Genomic DNA, 20,729 nt, shown 5'->3' with positions numbered 1-20,729 from the left:
ATCTTCTCTTATGATCGTGATTTTTATAGTTTTTTTTCACAAGAGAATGAGGTAATATTCTCTTCTTTCAGTCGATCGCCAAAGCTCAAATCACTGTGAGCACATTTGCCTAAAATCTCATGCCAATATTTAGGGTGCAATCCGTATCCTGGGCGAATAGCGCGGATATTCTCTTCCGTGAAGGGTTCACCTTTTTTAATATCTTTGGTAACATACAGACTTCGTGCAAATTGCCTTCCTTTAATGCGCTTCTCATCGATGGCGTAGGTGGGTTGACCTAAGAGTTTTTCGGTGTCACGTACGGCTTGAACCATCGTACTAAATTCGGCAGCATCAAGGGAAAAACTCGCATCGGCTCCGCCAATATTTTTATCTAAAATAAAATGTTTTTCGATCACTTTTGCGCCCAGTGCCACGGCTGCAATGGGTGCGGTGATGCCCAATGTATGGTCTGAAAATCCTGCAATAACGTCAAAACGTTTACTCAAATCGGGAAGTGTTAAAAGGTTTGCGCTCTCTAACGGTGCTGGGTAAGAGGAGGTGCATTGCAGTAAGATAATGTTGTGGTTGCCTTCTTGTTTACAGATAGCAACCACATCTTCGATCTCGTTCAATGTTGCAATTCCTGTGGAGATAATGATAGGTCTTTGTTTGGAAGCGATATAGCGCACAAGCTCATAATCGGTCACTTCAAAGCTCGCTACTTTATAGGCTGGCGGGTTAAAGCGCTCTAAAAAGTCCACAGCACTTTTATCAAAGGGCGTTGAAAAGCAGAGTAATCCTTCCTCTTTTGCACAGGCAAAAAGTTCTTCGTGCCACTCCCACGGTGTGTACGCTTCTTGGTAGAGGGCGTAAAGGGTTTGATTGTCCCAGAGTGTGCCACCTTTGACGATGAAGTCCTCTTTGTTACAGTTTAGTGTTAAGGTATCTGCTGTGTAGGTTTGAAATTTGATAGCATTCGCCCCTGCTTTTTTAGCTGCTTGTATCGTTTGTTTTGCAATAGCTAAATTGTGTCCATGGTTTGCGGATAATTCTGCAATAATCAGGGTTTGCGTACCTTTCAAATCAAAATGACCGATCTTCATGCCCGTAACTCCATACAAATAACTTTTTTCTCATTCACCTGTTTACGGTTTATTTCGCAAAATCCACATTTTTCATAAAGTGCTTTGGCTCTGGCATTATGTTCAAAAACTTCTGCGTAAAGTGTTTTGAGGTGCAATTGCTCAAATCCGTATGAAATCAAGCTTTGCATCAAAAGCAACCCAATCCCTTTTTCATTGCACTCAGGATTGGCATAAAGCCCTATCATGGCAGAATCTTGACCTATTTGGGTCATATCAATAACCCCGATAGGCTCGGTATCTCTTAAAAGAAGAAAGTAACGTTTATCGTCTCGTTCGCGAAGTGAAGCAAGAAAAGAAGCATGCTCCTCTTCACTAATCAGTGTGGGATTGTACATAAACGTACGCACCTTTTCTGTGTTACGCCAGCGCAAAACCATATCGCTCTCAGCGTGCGTAAGTGTGGTAAAGTTGCGTAAATGAAGAGGCATTCCACTCCTTTAAAACAGCGTATCCCTGCTGTTTAAGATATGCAAACATATCGTCTTGATTCACAGCAACTTTAATCGCAATGAACGGCAACGCCATAAAAAGAACCTCTTGTACCATGCCACTAGGTGTTACAATAGCCAATTTGCTTTGATGCATGATTTTTGCCACTTCGTTTGAGTTTACATGTAAAGCGATGTTGGGCACTGTTTTGACATAATTTTTAAGCTCAGGAAGATGGGCATTCGCCGTGGTGGTTAGGATGCTTACATGTAACGATTTTGGAAGGGTTTTGAGAATCTCTAGCGTTAGATTGCTCGCGTCACTTCCTCCCATGGCAATGAGCACATCGTAAATTTTTTCACGTTCTTGTTTTTTTTCTTCTTTAAATTCTTCACGAATGAGTGGTGTACTCAAGCGAAGTTTACATCCCTTTGGTACGAGATTTTCATAACGCGAAGCATCGGCGTAGAGATTAGGATTGAGCAGGCTATCACAGTAATGAGGTGTGTATGTGTCATCAAAACTGAGGATCGTAATGCCTGTTGTCTCTTTAATCTGTCGCTCAAAATGGGCATCAATGCTGTAATGATCAATCACGAGTACGTTTACATGTAAAGATTTTATAAGGGCAATGAGTTCATCAGCATCATTGGTTTTTAAGATGCGAACTTCATAGGGAATGCGCTCAATCATAGCCCCTTGAAGCGCTTGGCAAGCAAAGATGATTTCACCCTCTAACTCTTGCGCTAACACAAGGTCACGCATAATGTGTCCAAGCCCGATAGTGCTTGAACTATCAGCTCTGAAGAGTGTTTTCATGGAGTGCTTTGTACATCAGTTCCGCTTGTACCCAGTCTTCACCTGTATCGATGTCCTGAACCAAGTGCCGAGGCAGTAGCACGGCTGTTGAATGTGGCGCAAAGATGATTTTTTCTTCCATCCACGCTTCTGGCGTTCCCCAGTAAAACTGCCCTGCATCGTGGTACGCTTCTTCTAGGTCTTGGCTTCTGGTTGAGAAGTGTTTAGAATCAAACATCTCCACATGATCGTGTGTGAGCTTGATAGCTCGCTGGATAGGAAAAGCATAGGTTGTCGCGCTAAAAGCGTAGGCACTTTGAGTGCTTTTGAGCTTTGCATAGGCTTCTTGAATGTAGTAAGGTTGTACAAAAGGAGCGGTTGCATAGATGCAACAGACTGCTTTTAACAGCGTTTGATCTTTACATGTAGCTTCAATAGCATGTTTGATGACAGGAATCGTACCTGTAAAGTCATCGCTAAGTTCACGAGGACGCAGGAAAGGAACTTCGGCGCCATACTGTTTAGCAACCGTTGCGATCTCTTCATCATCGGTACTAACGATAATTTTGTCAAAAAGCCCACTTTGAAGTGCTGCTTCAATGCTATAGGCGATCAAAGGTTTCCCACAAAAGTCTTTGATATTTTTGCGAGGAATGCGCTTGCTTCCGCCACGTGCGGGGATGATGGCGATGTTCACCTCGTGCATCCTTTGATTTTTTCAATCTCCTCGATAAGCGTATCGGCAATCCAGATGGCGTCTTCCATGCTCATACCTTGATGACACGGGATGGAGAGTTCCGCACGGTAAAAATCTTCGGCGGTTGAGAGACGTTGTTCGCCAAAAAGAGCTTTGTAGTAGCTAAATTGGTAGATCGGTTTGTAGTGAACTTGCACCCCAATGCCTTTTACATGTAAAGATTCAAAAAGCTCTTCTTTTGCGCACCACAGGGAAGAATCGAGCAAAATAGGGTAGAGGTGGTAACTGCTTTTTTTGGTTTGGGCAATCGCAATCGTCGTAAAATAAGGGTTGTTCTGAAAGCGTGTGTCATAGTAACGTGCAATGTCTGCGCGCTTGGCGATAAAGCTATCGAGTCGTTTCATCTGAGAAAGCCCCAAAGCACACGCAACATCGCTCAAACGATAATTTTCGCCAAGTGCGATCATGTCGGAATTCCAATGGGGTTTTTTCACGATGCCATGACTACGAAGCAGTTTGGCTTTTTCGTAAAATTCTGTATTATTGGTCGCAATAGCACCGCCTTCAAACGTGGTGATAGGCTTAATCGCGTGAAAACTAAAGATGGTCATATCGGCGACATTGCCTACTTTTACGCCATCTATTTCACTGCCAAGCGCATGGCTTGCATCTTCAATGAGAAAAAGTTTATGTTTGTCACAAAGTGCTTTAATAGTTTTGATAGGGAGAGGATTGCCCCCGAAATCAACGGGTGCAATGGCTTTGGTTTGGGGTGTTATAAGCGCTTCTAGTTTCGTTTCGTTGATATTTCCATCGTATTTAATGTCACAAAAAATAGGTTTGGCACCGCATTGGATGGCGGTATTTGAAGTGGCAGCAAATGTGAGAGGTGTTGTGATGACTTCATCACCCACTCCCAGTCCGATGATCTGATAGGCAACATGTAACGCCGAAGTTGCGGAGTTCAGCACACAGACGTGTTTGATGCCAAGATACGCTGCTAAAGCCTCCTCAAAGTCGCTGACGGTTTTGCCCCCCGTGAGAAAATCGCCTTTTAATGTCTCGACCACCGCGTCGATATCGCTTTGGTCAATGCTCTGTCTGCTGTAGGGAATCATGCGTTTATCATCTCCATCAAACCTTTGGCGTCAAGCCACTCTTTATTACTCTCTGAACTGTATTCAAATCCGTATTTGACGGCATCTCCCTTTTCGCCAAGGGCATTACATGTAAAGTCATTGTGTTGGGTAAAAACGATGCTAGGTTGAATGACATAATGGTCGTGAAATTCAAGGGTTAAATGGCTATCATCTTTAGGAACCATCACTTCGTGCATCTTTTCCCCTGGGCGGATACCTATGACTTTGATGCCAAGGTTTGGTGCCATTGCCTTGGCTAGGTCAACCATTTTCATAGAAGGAATTTTTGGGATAAAGATCTCGCCACCTTGCATCCGCTCAAAGTTTTTTAAAACAAAAGAGACCCCTTGTTCGAGTGTAATCCAAAAGCGTGTCATATCAAGTTCGGTAATGGGCAACTCTTGTACTCCCTCCGAAATCAGTTTTTTGAAAAACGGTACGACAGAGCCACGGCTTCCAACGACATTGCCGTAGCGAACAACTGAAAACTGCGTACGTCTTGCACCTTTGATATTATTGGCAGAGACAAACAGCTTGTCACTCGCAAGTTTCGTAGCCCCATAAAGGTTGATGGGATTGGCGGCTTTATCAGTGGAGAGAGCGATCACTTTTTGCACTCCACATTCGAGTGCAGCATCGATGACATTTCCTGCCCCGTTAATGTTGGTTTTGATACACTCCATGGGATTGTACTCAGCGATAGGTACATGCTTGAGTGCGGCAGCATGAATCACAAAATGCACACCATACATGGCATTTTTAAGGCGTGCAGCGTCTCTCACGTCGCCGATAAAAAAACGCATGCAAGGATCGCTAAATTGTTGCGCCATTTCGTACTGTTTAAGCTCATCGCGTGAAAAGATGATGATCTTGTTGGGTTTGTAATTTTTTAAAAGAATCTCGGTATATTTTTTACCAAAGCTGCCCGTACCACCCGTAATGAGTATATTTTTACCATTAAACACGCTAGCCCTTTGTGCCATTTTTTTGATTTTAAAGCAATTTTAATTCCGCTTCTTATTTGACAAGTGTATCATAGGAGTAGTATAATAAAGACATCTTTAAACAAGGAGCCTGTGATGACTATTTCAAGCAGTTCCAATAGTCAGATTTTAAACCTTATTTCTGACAATAAAACCAACACCGATACTACATTAGAAAAAATTGCAGCCGTTCAAGAACTCAGTGGCAAAGACAGTGCCAATCTTATCATCTCCGATGCGCTGAGTTCTCAAATTTCTTCATTGACGCAAAATGTTCAAAATGCCAATGAGACGATCAGCATGTACCAGATTGCAGACTCTTCATTGCAAGCGATTAGTGCGGGAACGGATAAGCTCAATGAACTCTCTGTGAGTTACAATAATGCTTCCTTAAGTAGCGATCAAAAAGCGATGATTCAAGAGGAGTTTGACGCGATTAGCAGCTCCATGCAAGACATTGCAGAACAGAGCACCTACAATGGACAAAATTTACTTTCCAGTAACTATGGGCTCGATGTGAGTGGACTGAGTGAACTCTCAGTAGATGATCAAGAAGGCATCGCTAACTTTAGAGAAAATCTTAGTACTTTAAGCCAAACGACAAGCACGCAGATCAATTCTGCCAGCAGTTCTATTACCAATTCACTCACTGCCATTACCAATTTAAGCAGTGCGAATTCACAGATTTCTGAAACTCCACTCGATCAAAAAATTGCCTCATTAAAAAGCGATGAGATCAAACTAACCAGCTCAGTTCTCGCACAAGTACATCAAAATAGCATGATGCAACAAAGCGTTTCGACACTTTTAAGCTAAAAGTGTCCCCTTCTTTTTTAGCCTCCTTTTATGCCACGAATTAACAATAAAACATTTTATGAAAATGCCATAAAGCGTTATGGCTGTACGGCACGTGGACTTAACTGGAACTCCAAACAGTCGCAACACACCCGTTTTGAAGTGATTCATGAGCTTTTGGGGGAACATTTGCCCTCCAGTAGCGTTATTGATGCGGGGTGTGGTTTTGGCGATTTGTATCTTTTTTTGCAGCAAAAAGGCGCGTTGCCTAGAAAATACACAGGCTACGATATGCTTGAAGAGGCCCTTTTTGTGGCGCATAAACGCACCAAGCAGACGTGTGTGCATAAAGATATTTTAAACGATGAGTTAGAATGCGCGGACTTTTACATCGCTAGTGGTTCGATGAATATTTTGAACCGTTCTGAGACCTTTTTGTTTATCCGCCGTTGTTACGAAGTTTCAAAAAAAGGATTTGTCTTTAACCTGCTCAGAGGTGAAGAAACACAGGGGCATTTTAACTACTTTTTGCCCGAAGAAATCGAAGCGCACGTGAGTGATTTTGTGTACGATGTGGAAATGTATGAGGGCTATATGGATGGCGATTTTACGGTGTTTTTGAAGAAGGAAGAACGATGAAAAAACTCTTATTTGGGGTGATCGGATTTTATTTGGTAGCGATGGGGTATCTCTATTTTACACAGAACGATCAGCTTTTTCCTTCTCAATTGATTGAAAAGCACCCCAAAGTTAGTGGTGAAAACATTGCGCCACTCACTTTACATGTAAGCGATGGCGCAGTGTTAGATGGCGTGCTTCGCACCGATGCGCAAAGCGATGCAGGGCTGATTCTCTACTTTGGTGGAAATGCCGATGACGCAACGCATTTTGTCTTACATGTAAAAGCGTTACAAGGCTATGACGTGGTTGCCTTTAACTACCGAGGGTATGTTGAAAGCACAGGCGAGCCTAGCGAGCAAGCGTTTTTTGAAGACGCTTTGAAGATTTATGACACCTACGCCAAGGGTCGCAAAGTGGTTGTGATAGGGCGAAGTTTAGGCACAGGCGTTGCGACGTATCTTGCCAGTAAACGCGTTGTGGATGGCTTGGTTTTAATCACACCGTATGATTCGATCCTCTCTTTAGCCAAACTCAAGTATCCCTTCTTCCCGATCGATCTTTTGCTTAAAAACAAATTTGAAAGTGTGAATTACCTCCCTTTGGTCAAAGCAAAAATTGCTGTCATCGAAGTTGAAAATGATCTGCTCATTCCGAGGTATCATCTTGAAAAACTCTTAGAAGCGATGCCAACCAAACCTTTACATGTAACGTTATTTAACACAACGCACGAGAGCGTGCTCGAATATCCTGCCTTTACCAAAGAGTTACAAACTATATTAGGAAAAATCATTGAATAAAGTATACGTAAAACACTCCGTTGTTCCCAAAATCAGACGCTTTACCCCATGGGTGTACGCCAACGAAATCGACTCAAGCGCTGAAGAGTTTCAAAGTGGCGAAATAGTCGCACTTTTTTCCAAAAAAGACGGTTTTTTAGGAACCGCATATGTCAATCCCAAATGCGCCATTTTCGCACGAATTTTGAGTTTTGGCAAAGAAGAGATCGGCAAAAAGTTTTTTCACAACCGCATCAAAAGAGCCATTGCCAAACGTGAGGCACTTTTGTCTCAAACCAATGCCGTACGTCTCATCCACTCCGAAGCAGACTTTTTACCAGGACTGATCGTCGACAAATACGGCGACACACTCTCCCTTCAGATCAACACCGCAGGCATGGAAGTCTTTCGCGAACTCATCCTCAGCACACTCAAACAGCTCGTGAATCCTTCATGGATCGTCGAAAAATCAGATGTTCACTCCCGCGAAATCGAAGGTTTGGAGAGTAAAAATGGCACACTTTTTGGAACTCCCAATAAAGAGTTTACTTTGAGTGAAAATGGGCTCAATTTTTTAGTCGACATCGAAGATGCCCAAAAAACAGGCTTTTACCTCGACCAGCGCAAAAACAGAGCCATCTGCGCCAGCTACATCAAAGTAGGAGACACGGTGCTTGACATCTGCTGTAATGCCGGTGGATTTGGCATCTACGCACTCTCCAAAGGTGCAAAAAATACCGTCTTTGTGGACATCTCTGAATCAGCGATAGAGCAAACCAAAGTCAATTTACTTGCCAATGCAATGGAAAATTACGAAACCTATACTGCCGATGCGTTTACGTTTATGAAAGAGAAAAAATATAAAAACAGTTTCGATCTGATCGTTATTGATCCACCATCCTTCGCCAAAACCAAAGAGCAAGCCAGTGGCGCCAAACGAGGCTTCAAACATCTCTTGATGGAGTCCACCAAAGCGGTCAAAGATGGCGGTTTAATCGCACTCTTCTCCTGCTCCTTTCACGTTGGCAAAAAAGAACTTTTAGAGATCGCCATGGAAGTCTCCCACGATCTTAAAGTGCAATACATTTTGCTAGAGCAGATGCAACAAGACAGCGACCATCCGTGCCTTATCAATGCAAGTGCGTCGTTTTATTTGAATGGGTTGTTGCTCCGGGTTGAGAAGTAGCCTTACGCTACTTCAAACTTCCCCTCATCAATAAAGCTCAAAAATTCTACTTTGAATTTTGCTCTGTTCTCGTTCTCTTGAATCCAAGAAAGGTGGATCTTTCGTTCGGCTTGGATGATGGGAAACCATGTTTTTTGTAGATCATGATCGAGCATACAGCGATCATAGATCGACTCTAAAAAATTCCAGATAATAAATGCGTAGATGTCATACTCCACCTCTTGTTCGGCACTTCGTTCACTGTTTTTTTGGACCAAGTGAGGTTTGGCAAGGGCTTCTTTGAGAATCTCGAAGTACATTTTATCGATCTCACCGTAGTGGACGATTTGCATCGTTTTACGATAGGTTCGCATCGAATAAAGGAGCGCAAAAATAGCCAAAGTCGTTGCGATAACGCCCATAATGGAGCTAATTGCTGTCCAGAGGGTTTCGTATTGGTCGCTTAAAAAAATCTCCATCAAAAATCCTTTTACATAAGGGTTAAAATCGGTGGTACATGTACTAACATGTGCGCAATACGTGGGTCTGTTTTGGAGCATCCATACACATCAACATAGAGCTTTTCAAGCCATGTTTGCAAGGTCTCTTTCGAAATTTCACGCAGAGTTGGATGGTACACCAAAAGTTCCATTGGAGGAGCAAGCTCACTGGTTTGAGAGGGAAGGATATAATCAAACGGATCAATTTTTAATGCACCCAAACGACGGTAAAAGGCTTCTCTTTTTTCACGAATTTCTTGCTCTACTGAACTTTTTTCAGGTGAGTCGATTTCGATCAAAAGTGCGCGTGTGCCATGCGTTTTGAAAAGCTGTTCAATGCTACTTTGTAAAAGCGTGGAGCCTAGTCCTATGCCACGAAGACGCTCATCAACCGCCATGTATTCAAGCAAGAAAAAATTGTCATCGTGCGGATGGTACATAATGCAAAATCCAACAATTTTTTCGTCATTGTAAGCAAGATAGATCGTGTAAAAAGAGGCGTGTTGCATCGCTAAAAGTGCTTCGCGAGATTTTTGTTCACAAAGGGGAAACGAAGTAGAGTAGATGGCGTAAAAGCCATCAAACTCTTCTGAATTGTTGTGCTCTAAAGCCTTTACATGTAAAGCCATCAGCGGTTATTTTAAAATGCGTGGTAAGGTAATACCTGTTTGTCCTTGGTACTTACCGTGTTTATCTTTGTAGGTGGTTTCACACGCGGTGTCACCCTCTAAGAAGAGGACTTGCGCGATACCTTCGTTGGCATAAATTTTGGCGGGGAGTGGTGTCGTGTTTGAAATTTCGATGGTGATGTGACCTTCAAACTCTGGCTCAAAAGGTGTTACATTCACGATGATGCCACAACGTGCATAGGTGCTTTTCCCTAGACAAATGGCTAGGACGTTTTTTGGGATTCTAAAGTACTCAACCGTACGTGCTAAAGCAAACGAGTTTGGGGGGACAATGCAGATGTCACCTTCAAAATCTATGACATTTTTATCGTCAAATTCTTTCGGGTCAACCACGGTGGAATTGACATTGGTGAAGATCTTGAATTCACGTCCCACGCGGATGTCATACCCGTAACTGCTCACACCATAACTGACGACATCTTTGCCCACTTGCTCTTCGCAAAAAGGCTCTATCATACGCTCTTTGAGCGATTTTTCTCGTATCCAACTGTCTGCTTTTAAACCCATAACTTCCCTTAAGTGATCGTATATATTTAGTGTGGTATTATAACACATTTTATGTCATGCCAAAAAATGGCAAATATTTAGGAGAAACCGAATGGACAAAAGTGAGATTAGAGAGTTAATACGTATTTTTGATAAAAGCGATATTACAAAATTGAAAATCAAAGAGGGTGATTTTAGCATTGAACTTCAAAAAGGTTTTGATGGTCCTGTTGCGTATGCAGCAGCGCCTGTTATGCAAGCTCCAAGCGTTGCTCAAGTAGCTGCTGTCGCCCCTGTCGCACAAAGCGGTGGCGAAGCAAGTATCAATGTAGCTCCTGCTGGGCTTAGCATCAAATCACCCATGGTCGGAACATTCTACAAATCTCCAGCTCCAGGTGCGGCTCCATTTGCAAAAGTGGGCGATGTCATTCGTAAAGGTCAGCCTATCGGCATTATCGAAGCGATGAAGATTATGAATGAAATCGAAGCAGAGTTTGACTGTAAAATTTTAGAAATCCTTGTTGAAGATGGTCAGCCAGTAGAGTACGATATGCCAATCTTTGCGGTGGAGAAAGTGTAATGAAGATTGAGAAAATTCTTGTTGCCAATCGTGGTGAGATCGCCCTTCGCGCAATAAGAACCATCAAAGAGATGGGCAAGCAAGCGATTGCGGTTTATTCCACGGCGGACAAAGATGCGCTCTATCTTCAACATGCCGATGCGAGTATTTGCATTGGTGGGCCAAAATCATCGGAGAGTTATCTTAGCATTCCTTCTATCATCAGCGCGGCTGAAATCAGTGGGTGTGACGCGATCTTCCCAGGGTATGGTTTTTTAAGTGAGAACCAAACCTTTGTCGAAGTGTGCCAACACCACAACATCAAATTTATCGGTCCTTCGGTTGACTCTATGGTTTTGATGAGCGATAAATCCAAAGCCAAAGATGTGATGAAAAAAGCAGGTGTGCCGGTTATTCTTGGGAGCGAAGGCATCCTTGAGAGTGTCGAAGATGCTAAAAAATTGGCTGAGCAGATCGGACTTCCTGTCATTGTGAAAGCCAGTGCGGGCGGTGGCGGACGTGGTATGCGTGTGGTTGAGAAGATGGAGGATTTGGAAAAATCGTTTCTTGCCGCGGAAAGTGAAGCGCTCAGTGCGTTTGGCGATGGCGCGCTTTATATGGAAAAATACATCAAAAATCCTCGCCACATCGAAGTGCAAGTCATTGGTGACTCGTTTGGCAATGTCGTGCACATTGGTGAACGCGACTGTTCGATGCAGCGACGTCATCAAAAACTGATCGAAGAGTCTCCTGCGATTGCGCTGGATGCCAAAACAAGAGCACGCCTTCATGAAGTTGCGGTTAAAGCGACCAAATACATTGGCTACGAAAATGCCGGTACATTTGAGTTCCTTTTAGATGCCGATAAAAACTTCTACTTTATGGAGATGAACACAAGACTTCAAGTCGAGCACTGTGTGAGTGAAATGGTCAGTGGAATTGACATCATCGAGTGGATGATTCGTGTGGCAGAGGGTGAAAAACTCTTTGACCAAAGTGCACTTACGTTTAAAGGTCACTCGATTGAATGTCGAATTACGGCGGAAGATCCTGTCAAATTCATTCCAAGCCCAGGTAAAATTACAAAGTACATTATCCCCGGCGGTCGCAATGTGCGTATGGACTCGCATGCGTATCAAGGCTACATTGTTCCACCCAATTATGACTCCATGATTGGAAAACTTATTGTGTGGGGTGAGAACCGCACGCGCGCTATTGCGAAAATGAAACAAGCCTTGAGTGAGTTACAAATCGAAGGCATTAAAACGGTTCGTGATTTTCACTTAAATATGATGGACAATGAAGATTTTATCGAGAATAATTTCGATACGAATTACCTCTCACGTTATTAAAAATGAGCCATAAAAAAAGGGGGTTGAGCTTAAAATAGCTCAACCCCCTTTTTACATGTAAACGTTTAGAAGCGTTTTAGGGTGCTCTAACGACTTGAATATTGGCAGAAGATTTGAGTTTTTCAAAAAATTCTTCAATCGCTTTTTGCTCTTTACCTTCACTCAACTTTGAATAGATATAATTTTTAGCATCCGCAAATGAGACACTTTGAACATTGTGTTTCTCTTTCACAAAAAACATCGCGTAGTTATTTGCATCGGATTTGACAACAGGCGAAAATTTACCAATGGCCGTTTTGTTAAGCAGGGCTGCCAATTTTGGATCGGTTTTACTCGCTTCAAGTTTCCCCTCTTTAAGTTCGACATCATTAACGGCACTCATGGGGTTGTTTTGAATCGCTGCAAGGCTTTGTTGATTTGCACTGGTATAGATCGTTACATCAAACGCACTGGCTTGTGAAAATTCATTGAGGTTTTCATTGTAATAGGCTTGAAGCTCACCATCACCCATTTGTTGCATTTTGGTATTGACGATTTTTTTGTAGAGTTTATCGCGTTGCAATTTCTTTTTAAGATCTTCTTTGTACTCAGAGACATCAATGTTTTTTGAGCGAATCATATTAAGAAAGTCGTATTGACTCATGTTATTGCTGATTGCCAAGTTTTCGATGTACTGATCGACTTCAAAACTATCAACAGTAATCGTTTGTTTTTTGATCTCAGACTCTTCGAGTTTTTGTCTTACCAAAATATCCAAAGACTCTTTTTTAGAGATATTAAAGCGTTGTGAGTATTTGAAAACATCATAAAGTGTGATGGGTTCTTTGTTAATAATGACTGAAACGCCATCAATGGTTCCTGCATTTGCAGGTGAAAAAAGAAGGGTAGCACTCAACGTTACCAAAGTTAACACTTTTAGTTTTATCTTCATCAATAGTCCTTTGTTTTAAGAAAAATAGCTATATAATCGTGTCTGTATTAAAAATAAGAGCTACGAATGATAACATGTTTTTAGACAAAAGAAATTAAAAAAGTGTTTTTGCGTCCGCTCTCGTAGAATTTTTGTTGATCACGTAACAAAATGATACATAATTTATACATAATTCATCAAATTATAGTGAAGGTAGAGTCATGATAGTGACACGTTTTGCCCCGAGCCCTACGGGATATTTGCATATTGGAGGGCTTAGAACCGCCCTTTACAGCTATCTTTGGGCAAAAAGAAACAATGGAAAATTTTTATTTCGCATTGAAGATACAGACCTTGCGCGAAACTCCAAAGAGGCCGCAGATGCCATTGTAGAAGCGTTTAAATGGGTGGGATTGGCGCATGAAGGCGAGATTGTCTATCAGTCTGAGCGTTTTGATCTGTACAAAAGCTATGTTCAAAAGCTTTTAGATGCGGGAAAAGCGTACAAATGTTATATGAGTAAAGAAGATCTTGATGCCCTTCGTGAGGCGCAATCCGCACGCAAAGAGCGCCCACATTACGATGGTAGATACCGTGATTTTACAGGCACACCACCCGTTGGTGTTGAGCCTGTCATTCGCATTAAAGCGCCAACGACGGGTGTGGTTTCCTTTGTTGATGGTGTCAAAGGCGAAGTGAATTTTAATGCGAGCGATATGTTGGATGATTTTATCATTGCACGCAGTGATGGCACGCCAACGTATAACTTTGTCGTTGTGATTGATGATGCGCTTATGGGTGTGAATGAAGTTATTCGTGGCGATGATCATCTCTCCAATACACCGAAACAGATCATTTTATACGAGGCACTTGGTTTTGACATTCCCAAATTTTACCATGTCCCGATGATCTTAAATCCTCAAGGTAAAAAGCTCTCCAAGCGCGATGGTGCAGTGGATGTGATGGAGTATAAACGCGAAGGTTACCTGCCAGAAGCATTGCTGAATTTTCTGATTCGTTTGGGCTGGAGTCATGGCGATCAGGAGATTTTCTCTTTTGAGCAAATGCAAACACTCTTTGATCCTTCCCATATCAATAAATCAGCTTCGGCGTATAACCAAGAGAAGTTGGTTTGGCTGAATGCACACTACATTAAACAAGCCAGTTATGAGCGAATTATCTCTGAATTGCGCTTTTTTGATGTCGATATTTCCTTATATGTAAAGAAAGAGTTACTAATTGACGCACTTCGTGATCGTGCAAAGACCTTGGTTGAGTTTGCAAGCCTTGTAAAGCAGATTTTAGAGCCACCAATGTGTTACGATGAGAAAGCAGTTGAAAAGTTCTTAACAGCCGATGGATTAGCTGTTTTAGAGCACTATTTGGTAGCATTAAACGGCGAAAAATCGCTTTTAATAGCGAGTGAATTTGAAACATTTACCAAAGCATTTTTAGAAGATCGTGGTTTAAAGCTGAAAGATTTGGCGCAAGCGATTCGGATTGCGATGGTAGGAAGTTCGGTCAGTCCTTCCATTTTTGATGTTTTGGAAATTATTGGATATGAAGACGTGGTTAAAAGAATCGAAACATTAATTTTATTTAAAAGGAGTTCTGGTGAGTCATAAAGGAAAAGTAACGAAAGAGGAATCTTTAGCATACCATGTCGGTGGAAAAATAGAGATCAGTGTTAAAACACGTTGTGATACAGCCAGAGACCTTTCTATGGCCTATACTCCGGGTGTTGCCCATCCATGTTTAGAGATTGAAAAAGATAACGAATTAGCCTATACCTACACCAACAAGGGAAATCTTGTTGCGGTCATTACCGATGGAACCGCGGTGCTTGGACTTGGCGATATTGGCGCTGTTGCTGGCAAGCCTGTTATGGAAGGCAAATCCGTTCTTTTCAAAAAATTTGCGGATGTTGATGCTTTTGATATTGAACTTGATGAACATGACGCCGATAAAATCGTAGCGATCTGTAAAGCGTTGGCTCCAACCTTTGGTGGCATTAACCTTGAAGATATTAAAGCACCTAAATGTTTTGAGATTGAGCGAAAACTTCAAGAGGCTGTGAACATTCCTGTGATGCACGATGACCAACATGGAACAGCGATGATCACCTCTGCAGGTCTTATTAACGCCCTTGAAATCAGTGGTAAAAAAATCGAAGAGATGAAAATTGTCGTATCTGGTGCGGGTGCTGCTGGTATTGCATGTGCCAAAATGTATAAACTTTTAGGTGCTAAAAAAATCGTGATGATCGATACCAAAGGTGTTATTCATTCTGGTAGAACAGATCTTAACAGCTACAAAGCAGAGTTTGCCCTAGAGACAAGCGATCGAACATTGGAAGATGCGATGAATGGTGCAGATATGTTCCTCGGTCTTTCCGCACCGGGTGTTGTCAGTAAAGAGATGGTCAAATCGATGAATCCCTACCCAATCATTTTCGCCCTTGCGAACCCAACACCGGAAATCTTGCCAGAAGAGGTTCATGCGGTACGAGATGACGTGATGATGGGAACAGGAAGAAGCGATTATCCAAACCAAGTCAACAACGTTTTAGGTTTCCCTTTCATCTTTAGAGGTGCGCTTGATGTGAAAGCAACGAAAGTCACCGAAGGCATGAAAATGGCAGCAGCGGTTGCAATGGCAAAACTAGCCAAAGAAGATGTGCCTGATTATGTCAAAGCGGCGTACAATGGTGAAGAGCTTAAATTTGGTATCAATTACATTATTCCAAAACCGTTTGATCGAAGAGTTTTTGTGTGGATTTCAGCTGCGGTTGCAGAAGCGGCGATTAAAGATGGTGTTGCGCGTGTAAAAGATTTTGATATCAAAGCATACCGTGCAAAACTTCAAGCAATCATCGACGCGGAGCAAAAATAAGTGAAAAATGTTCACGTCATCAAACATCCTCTCATCGAGCACAAACTTTCGATCTTAAGAGATGAAAAAACAGAGCCCTTTCAGTTTCGACTTTTGGTGGACGAAATCTCTTATTTGATGCTCTTTGAGGCAACGAGAGATTTGCCCCTAAGAGACGTGAAGGTTCAGACTCCTGTTGCGGTGGCAAACACACATAAATTGGATGTCAAGATTATGATCTGCCCCATTCTTCGTGCTGCGCTTGGTATGTTGGACAGTGTTTTTAAACTGATTCCCGATGCGAGTGTGGGCTTTTTGGGTTTTCAACGTAACGAAAAAACGCTTGAAGCAGAGTTTTACTATGCGAAACTTCCTGCGGATCATGTTGAACGCACCGCGATTATCATCGATCCGATGTTTGCCACGGGTGGAACAGCGATTGATGCGGTGAATTTTCTCAAAAGCAAAGGGGTGAAAGATATTCGCTTTCTCGCCTTGGTTTCAGCACCGGAGGGCTTAAAACGTTTTGGTGAAATTCACCCAGACGTTCCTGTCTTTACCGCGTGTGTTGATGATGGACTCAATGAAAATGGCTACATCGTTCCGGGTCTTGGAGACGCGGGAGATAGAGTTTTTAATACTTTGGGCGCCTAAAAACACGTTTTAAATCGTTACATGTAAAACGGGCAAAGCCCGTTTTACTACACCGCGCCTTGGTCGATCATGGAGTCGGCTACTTTCCTGAAACCTGCGATGTTGGCTCCTAGCATCAAATTTCCCTCATTTCCAAACTCTTTCGAGGTAGCGTAGGCAAGATCAAAGATAGATCTCATAATGGTGTGAAGTTTGCTATCCACCTCAGGGAAAGTCCATTTTTGCATGCTGGCATTTTGGCTCATCTCTAGTTGACTGGTTGCAACACCTCCCGCATTCGCCGCTTTGGCAGGACCATAAAACATCTTGTGAGAGATCATAAAGTCGATCGCGCCGGGTGTGCTGGGCATGTTCGCACCCTCATTGACCAAACGACACCCATTTTTGTAGAGAATTTGGATGTCGGTAAGGTTGAGTTCATTTTGCGTTGCACTGGGGAAAGCCCCAAAACAAGGGATACTCCACACAGCATTGGTGCCTTGTGGGTAGTCGGAGAGGGGAATGTAGACGGCATTAGGGCGAATTTTGATGTACTCGCTCAGGTCTTTACGCGCCACCTCTTTGATCGCTTTAAGCGCTGTAAAATCGATGCCATTTTTATCGTAAATCATCCCTTTTGAATCGCTACATGTAACGGGAAGTGCGCCCATCTCATAGAGTTTTTGAATCGTGTAAAGTGCAACGTTGCCAGCACCTGAGACGGTGCAGATTTTACCTTTGAGTGAGTCGCCTGCTTTATTGAGAATGTTTTCTGCAAAATAGACCGAGCCATACCCCGTCGCTTCGGTGCGAGCGAGTGATCCGCCCCAGTTGAGCCCTTTGCCCGTTAGTACACCTTCAAAACGACTCGTAAGACGTTTGTATTCACCAAACATATAGCCAATTTCACGCCCACCCACACCAATATCACCCGCAGGAATGTCTTTAGTTTCACCGATGTGTTTGGAGAGTTCGACCATAAACGATTGGCAAAAGCGCATGATTTCGCCTTCACTTTTGCCTTTTGGGTCAAAATTACTTCCACCTTTTGCCCCTCCGATGGCAAGACCTGTGAGGGAATTTTTAAAAATCTGCTCAAAGCCTAGAAACTTGATGATGCCAAGATTGACGCTCGGGTGAAAACGAAGACCGCCTTTGTAAGGTCCAATGGCAGAGTTAAACTGCACACGGTAGCCGATGTTGGTTTGAATTTTGCCTTGGTCATCTATCCAGACGACGCGAAATAGAATTTGGCGCTCTGGGATGACAATGCGCTCTAAAATGTTGTACTGATCGTATTTTGGTTCAGCGTGCAAGAGGGGTTCAAGGGAGATCAAAACCTCCTCAACGGCTTGGTAGAACTCTGTTTGTCCCGGGGTACTTTGGATCGTGGATTTTAAAACTTTCTCAATATCACTTTTCACAGACATCAGGCAACTCCTTTGGGGATTTTACGATGAAGGCTTAAAGGCGTTTGGCTTTTTTCAAAAACATAAAGAGTGCTTTTTGCTCTTTTCTTCCAATAGTATAGCTAATCAGTTTGAGATATTCTTTAATGTTTTTCTCTGTTATCCCACGCTCTTTGGCGTACTTGGAGAGAATGTAATTGGGAATTTTAACCCTGTGTCGTACAAATTGAGTCGAGAGTCGTTTGTAAAAACTTTGACGCGCATTGACACAAAAACGGGCAAAAACAAACGGCAGATGATATGTGTCATGCCATGTTTGCGCAAGATCGATGTAAGTTTTGGGCGATTCCAAATAGAGCTTCAGTGCACGATCGCCTATGAACACTTCGCCTTGTAACCCAAGGACACGTGCTAGCTTGTTCGATGTCGCGGAAGCAGGATCACTTTTGGTAGCACCTTCTTTGATGATGACACTTTTAACATTTTTTTGCGCCACAATGCCGATATTTAGGCGTTTAATCCCTGTGCGTTTACTCTCAATACTTGAGATAAAAGCAGCATCCACAGCACGTTTTCTAAATTTGCGATTAATGGCGGAGGGAACGGATTTTTGATGTTCACATGAGCGTTTAAAAGCATTGGGTAGAGAAGACTTTTTTAAGAAAACATGAAACGGAAGAAGATTGATATAATCTATCTTTCCAAAAATCATCTAAAAACTCCTTTGATAGCAATAGACAAATTATAACGCAGCTAGCTTAACAAGAGGATTGAGTAGTGGATGTTACGCACTTTTTCAAAAGAGCGCAACGTCTCACCTTTTAGTTCTCATAAAACGTGTTTTATGAAGCTTTAGGGGGTGTCGGGGATTATCCCTGACCTTCACCAATGGGTTTTACTCATTGGTGAAGATACCGTTACGCATACGGCGTAACATTAGCTACTAAGAAGAGTTATACCCAAAAGTCGGTACAATGAAATAAACAAAAATCAGGAAAGAATGAAATGTTAGAATCGTTGTTTACCCTCGAAGCGCTTATGGCGTTATTGACCTTGACGGCTTTGGAAATTGTACTTGGCATCGACAATATTATTTTTATTGCGATTTTAGTAGGGCGTTTACCGGCGCATCAAAGAGATAAGGGGCGCATTTTTGGACTCGCCCTTGCGATGATCACCCGCATTATGCTTTTACTATCACTCTTTTGGATTATGAAGCTCACAACACCGCTTCTCACCATTTTAGGGCAAGATATTTCAGGGCGCGATCTGATCTTAATTATCGGAGGACTTTTCCTGCTTGCAAAGTCAACGACAGAGATTCACCAAGATATTGAAGAGGCAGGCGAAGAGGAAAAAGAGCTTAAAAAAGGCTCACGCGGTTTTTTCAATACACTCATTCAGATCGCGATCTTAGACATCGTTTTCTCTCTTGATTCTGTCATTACTGCTGTGGGTATGGCAAATGACATCATCGTTATGATTTTAGCCGTTGTCATTGCTGTTGGGGTGATGATGTTCGCTAGTAAAGGCATCTCGCATTTTATCGATGTGAATCCTACGATCAAAATCTTAGCGCTTTCGTTTTTGATCTTAGTTGGTGTGACGCTGATTGCGGAAGGACTTGGACTTCATATCTCAAAAGCGTATGTCTACTTTGCGATGGCATTCTCCCTTGCGGTTGAGTCGATTAACATCTACAGTCGTAAGAAAAAAGCTAAAAAATCAGTCGCACCCAAAGAGTCATAATGTTTGCAATACTTCGATCTTCCAACGCCTTTGCCATTGATCTTGGCACCAATAATACACTGGTGTATCAACCCAGTCGTGGAATCATTTTAGATGAGCCAACGTCCATTGCCTTTGATAATAACCGAAACTCATTTTTTGATGGCGGTGCTTCTTCAAGGCGTATGTGGGGCAAAAACCCCAAATACATTGAAGTGATGCACCCACTCTCCAGAGGTGCGATTGCCAATTTGACCGTGGCGAAAGCTTACATCAAAGAGGTTATTTCACGCATTGCACAACGTCGTTTTTTCAAGCCAACCATCGTGGTGAGTGTTCCGAGTGATCTGACGTCTATGGAGCGAAGTGCGGTGATGGAAGCATGCAAAGATGGGGGTGCGCGTGAGGTGATGCTCATCAAAGACCCTTTTTCTGCAGCTCTTGGTTCCATGCAGTCCATTGAGCTACCCAAAGGTGTTTTAGTGCTTGATATTGGTGCGGGCGTGAGCGATATTTCGCTGCTTTCATGCAATGGCATTGTGATGAGTAAGTCGCTTCGCCTTGCGGGCAATGACCTTGATGAGGCGATTATCGAGTATTTTAAAGCGCATAAACGTATTCTTGTCTCGCATAATGATGCAGAGCGTTTGAAAAAAGAGCTTGGAAATTTGTTTGAAAACGAAGAAAAAACGATGAAGATCAATATAAAAAATCTCGTCTCAAGACTTCCTGAAAGTTTTGTGGTCAGCTCTACCGATGTGCACCGTGCCATCATGCCCCTTGCCGATAAAATGGTAGCACTCACCCATTCGCTACTCTCAGAGCTCCCGCCTTCTTTTGCGCAAGATATTTACGATCAAGGCATCTTGCTCACGGGCGGCTCTTCGATGCTTCAAGGGCTCGATCGCTACCTCAGTGAGAAATTAGAGATACAGGTCAATCTTGTGGAAAATCCTCTGCACAACATCATCCTAGGTGCTGGACGTGCCATGGAAGAGACGCGTTACAGCTCCCTTTTAGGCACATAAGGCTTTTAGGTTCATGCTTTACATGTAAAGATAT

Annotated in this window: 23 protein-coding genes; 11 read left to right on the top strand and 12 right to left on the bottom strand. The window is 42.7% G+C overall.

What is annotated here, in order from left to right:
* Positions 1-23: 23 nt before the first annotated feature.
* The 6 genes from pseI to pseB are packed head-to-tail and all read right to left on the bottom strand — an operon-like array spanning position 24 to position 5,155.
* On the bottom strand, positions 24-1,085 hold the full coding sequence (gene pseI, locus SHALO_RS14615; protein WP_069479179.1) for a pseudaminic acid synthase: 1,062 nt from the start codon (positions 1,083-1,085) through the stop codon (positions 24-26).
* A complete protein-coding gene (pseH, locus tag SHALO_RS14610; RefSeq protein WP_069479178.1) occupies positions 1,082-1,555 on the bottom strand; it encodes a UDP-4-amino-4,6-dideoxy-N-acetyl-beta-L-altrosamine N-acetyltransferase in 474 nt (157 codons plus the stop codon). The genes pseI and pseH overlap by 4 nt, the downstream gene beginning before the upstream one ends.
* Positions 1,512-2,375, bottom strand: coding sequence for a UDP-2,4-diacetamido-2,4,6-trideoxy-beta-L-altropyranose hydrolase (gene pseG, locus SHALO_RS14605; protein ID WP_069479177.1), 864 nt, complete (start codon positions 2,373-2,375; stop codon positions 1,512-1,514). The genes pseH and pseG overlap by 44 nt, the downstream gene beginning before the upstream one ends.
* Entirely contained in the window at positions 2,353-3,060 is a 708-nt protein-coding gene (gene pseF / locus SHALO_RS14600) for a pseudaminic acid cytidylyltransferase (protein ID WP_202968805.1), read from the bottom strand. The genes pseG and pseF overlap by 23 nt, the downstream gene beginning before the upstream one ends.
* Positions 3,048-4,169 carry a UDP-4-amino-4,6-dideoxy-N-acetyl-beta-L-altrosamine transaminase gene (gene pseC / locus SHALO_RS14595; RefSeq protein ID WP_069479175.1) on the bottom strand — a complete coding sequence of 374 codons (1,122 nt, stop codon included), beginning with the start codon at positions 4,167-4,169 and terminating at the stop codon, positions 3,048-3,050. Before pseC ends, pseF begins: the two co-directional genes overlap by 13 nt.
* Positions 4,166-5,155 carry a UDP-N-acetylglucosamine 4,6-dehydratase (inverting) gene (pseB, locus tag SHALO_RS14590; protein WP_069479174.1) on the bottom strand — a complete coding sequence of 330 codons (990 nt, stop codon included), beginning with the start codon at positions 5,153-5,155 and terminating at the stop codon, positions 4,166-4,168. Before pseB ends, pseC begins: the two co-directional genes overlap by 4 nt.
* A gap of 114 nt (positions 5,156-5,269) precedes the next feature.
* On the opposite strand from pseB, the gene SHALO_RS14585 reads away from it, so the two are divergent.
* Genes SHALO_RS14585 through SHALO_RS14570 form a run of 4 tightly spaced genes read left to right on the top strand, consistent with a single transcriptional unit; the run spans position 5,270 to position 8,551 of the window.
* Positions 5,270-5,989, top strand: coding sequence for a flagellin (locus tag SHALO_RS14585; RefSeq protein ID WP_069479173.1), 720 nt, complete (start codon positions 5,270-5,272; stop codon positions 5,987-5,989).
* A 30-nt stretch (positions 5,990-6,019) separates the two neighbouring features.
* Positions 6,020-6,607, top strand: a complete 588-nt coding sequence (locus tag SHALO_RS14580; protein ID WP_069479172.1) for a class I SAM-dependent methyltransferase — start codon at positions 6,020-6,022, stop codon at positions 6,605-6,607.
* Complete coding sequence (locus SHALO_RS14575; protein WP_069479171.1) at positions 6,604-7,386, top strand: alpha/beta hydrolase; 783 nt, start codon at positions 6,604-6,606, stop codon at positions 7,384-7,386. The genes SHALO_RS14580 and SHALO_RS14575 overlap by 4 nt, the downstream gene beginning before the upstream one ends.
* On the top strand, positions 7,379-8,551 hold the full coding sequence (locus SHALO_RS14570) for a class I SAM-dependent rRNA methyltransferase (RefSeq protein WP_069479170.1): 1,173 nt from the start codon (positions 7,379-7,381) through the stop codon (positions 8,549-8,551). Before SHALO_RS14575 ends, SHALO_RS14570 begins: the two co-directional genes overlap by 8 nt.
* Before the next feature lie 2 nt (positions 8,552-8,553).
* Here SHALO_RS14570 and SHALO_RS14565 read toward each other — a convergent pair whose 3' ends face one another.
* The 3 genes from SHALO_RS14565 to dcd are packed head-to-tail and all read right to left on the bottom strand — an operon-like array spanning position 8,554 to position 10,226.
* The gene (locus SHALO_RS14565; protein ID WP_069479169.1) at positions 8,554-9,009 is read right to left on the bottom strand and encodes a hypothetical protein; all 456 of its coding nucleotides are present in this window, start codon (positions 9,007-9,009) and stop codon (positions 8,554-8,556) included.
* Between the two features lie 11 nt (positions 9,010-9,020).
* Positions 9,021-9,659 carry a GNAT family N-acetyltransferase gene (locus tag SHALO_RS14560; protein WP_069479168.1) on the bottom strand — a complete coding sequence of 213 codons (639 nt, stop codon included), beginning with the start codon at positions 9,657-9,659 and terminating at the stop codon, positions 9,021-9,023.
* Positions 9,660-9,665: 6 nt separating this feature from the next.
* Positions 9,666-10,226 (bottom strand): dCTP deaminase, encoded by a 561-nt coding sequence (gene dcd / locus SHALO_RS14555; RefSeq protein WP_025346215.1) that lies wholly within the window; start codon positions 10,224-10,226, stop codon positions 9,666-9,668.
* 91 nt (positions 10,227-10,317) lie between these two features.
* Here dcd and accB point away from each other — a divergent pair, with 91 nt between their 5' ends.
* Both accB and SHALO_RS14545 read left to right on the top strand, forming a co-directional pair.
* Entirely contained in the window at positions 10,318-10,785 is a 468-nt protein-coding gene (gene accB, locus SHALO_RS14550; RefSeq protein WP_069479167.1) for an acetyl-CoA carboxylase biotin carboxyl carrier protein, read from the top strand.
* Entirely contained in the window at positions 10,785-12,116 is a 1,332-nt protein-coding gene (locus SHALO_RS14545; RefSeq protein ID WP_069479166.1) for an acetyl-CoA carboxylase biotin carboxylase subunit, read from the top strand. Before accB ends, SHALO_RS14545 begins: the two co-directional genes overlap by 1 nt.
* A gap of 76 nt (positions 12,117-12,192) precedes the next feature.
* Here SHALO_RS14545 and SHALO_RS14540 read toward each other — a convergent pair whose 3' ends face one another.
* Positions 12,193-13,047 (bottom strand): peptidyl-prolyl cis-trans isomerase, encoded by an 855-nt coding sequence (locus SHALO_RS14540; RefSeq protein ID WP_069479165.1) that lies wholly within the window; start codon positions 13,045-13,047, stop codon positions 12,193-12,195.
* Between the two features lie 200 nt (positions 13,048-13,247).
* Between SHALO_RS14540 and gltX the strand changes: the two genes are divergently transcribed.
* The 3 genes from gltX to upp are packed head-to-tail and all read left to right on the top strand — an operon-like array spanning position 13,248 to position 16,551.
* A complete protein-coding gene (gene gltX / locus SHALO_RS14535; RefSeq protein ID WP_069479164.1) occupies positions 13,248-14,651 on the top strand; it encodes a glutamate--tRNA ligase in 1,404 nt (467 codons plus the stop codon).
* Positions 14,641-15,918, top strand: coding sequence for a malic enzyme-like NAD(P)-binding protein (locus SHALO_RS14530; RefSeq protein WP_069479163.1), 1,278 nt, complete (start codon positions 14,641-14,643; stop codon positions 15,916-15,918). The genes gltX and SHALO_RS14530 overlap by 11 nt, the downstream gene beginning before the upstream one ends.
* On the top strand, positions 15,919-16,551 hold the full coding sequence (gene upp, locus SHALO_RS14525) for a uracil phosphoribosyltransferase (protein WP_069479162.1): 633 nt from the start codon (positions 15,919-15,921) through the stop codon (positions 16,549-16,551).
* 47 nt (positions 16,552-16,598) lie between these two features.
* On the opposite strand, the gene gdhA is transcribed toward upp, so the two are convergent.
* Both gdhA and SHALO_RS14515 read right to left on the bottom strand, forming a co-directional pair.
* Positions 16,599-17,960 (bottom strand): NADP-specific glutamate dehydrogenase, encoded by a 1,362-nt coding sequence (gene gdhA / locus SHALO_RS14520; RefSeq protein ID WP_069479161.1) that lies wholly within the window; start codon positions 17,958-17,960, stop codon positions 16,599-16,601.
* Positions 17,961-17,994: 34 nt separating this feature from the next.
* Complete coding sequence (locus tag SHALO_RS14515) at positions 17,995-18,651, bottom strand: MqnA/MqnD/SBP family protein (RefSeq protein ID WP_069479160.1); 657 nt, start codon at positions 18,649-18,651, stop codon at positions 17,995-17,997.
* Positions 18,652-18,944: 293 nt separating this feature from the next.
* Between SHALO_RS14515 and SHALO_RS14510 the strand changes: the two genes are divergently transcribed.
* Both SHALO_RS14510 and SHALO_RS14505 read left to right on the top strand, forming a co-directional pair.
* Positions 18,945-19,688, top strand: coding sequence for a TerC family protein (locus SHALO_RS14510; protein ID WP_069479159.1), 744 nt, complete (start codon positions 18,945-18,947; stop codon positions 19,686-19,688).
* Positions 19,688-20,695 (top strand): rod shape-determining protein, encoded by a 1,008-nt coding sequence (locus SHALO_RS14505; RefSeq protein WP_069479158.1) that lies wholly within the window; start codon positions 19,688-19,690, stop codon positions 20,693-20,695. Before SHALO_RS14510 ends, SHALO_RS14505 begins: the two co-directional genes overlap by 1 nt.
* The last annotated feature ends 34 nt before the right edge of the window (positions 20,696-20,729 follow it).

The organism is Sulfurospirillum halorespirans DSM 13726 (genome assembly GCF_001723605.1).
GTDB classification, from domain to species: Bacteria; Campylobacterota; Campylobacteria; order Campylobacterales; family Sulfurospirillaceae; genus Sulfurospirillum; species Sulfurospirillum halorespirans.
Note: the sequence above shows the minus strand (reverse complement) of the source record. Positions and strands in the feature narration are given on the sequence as shown.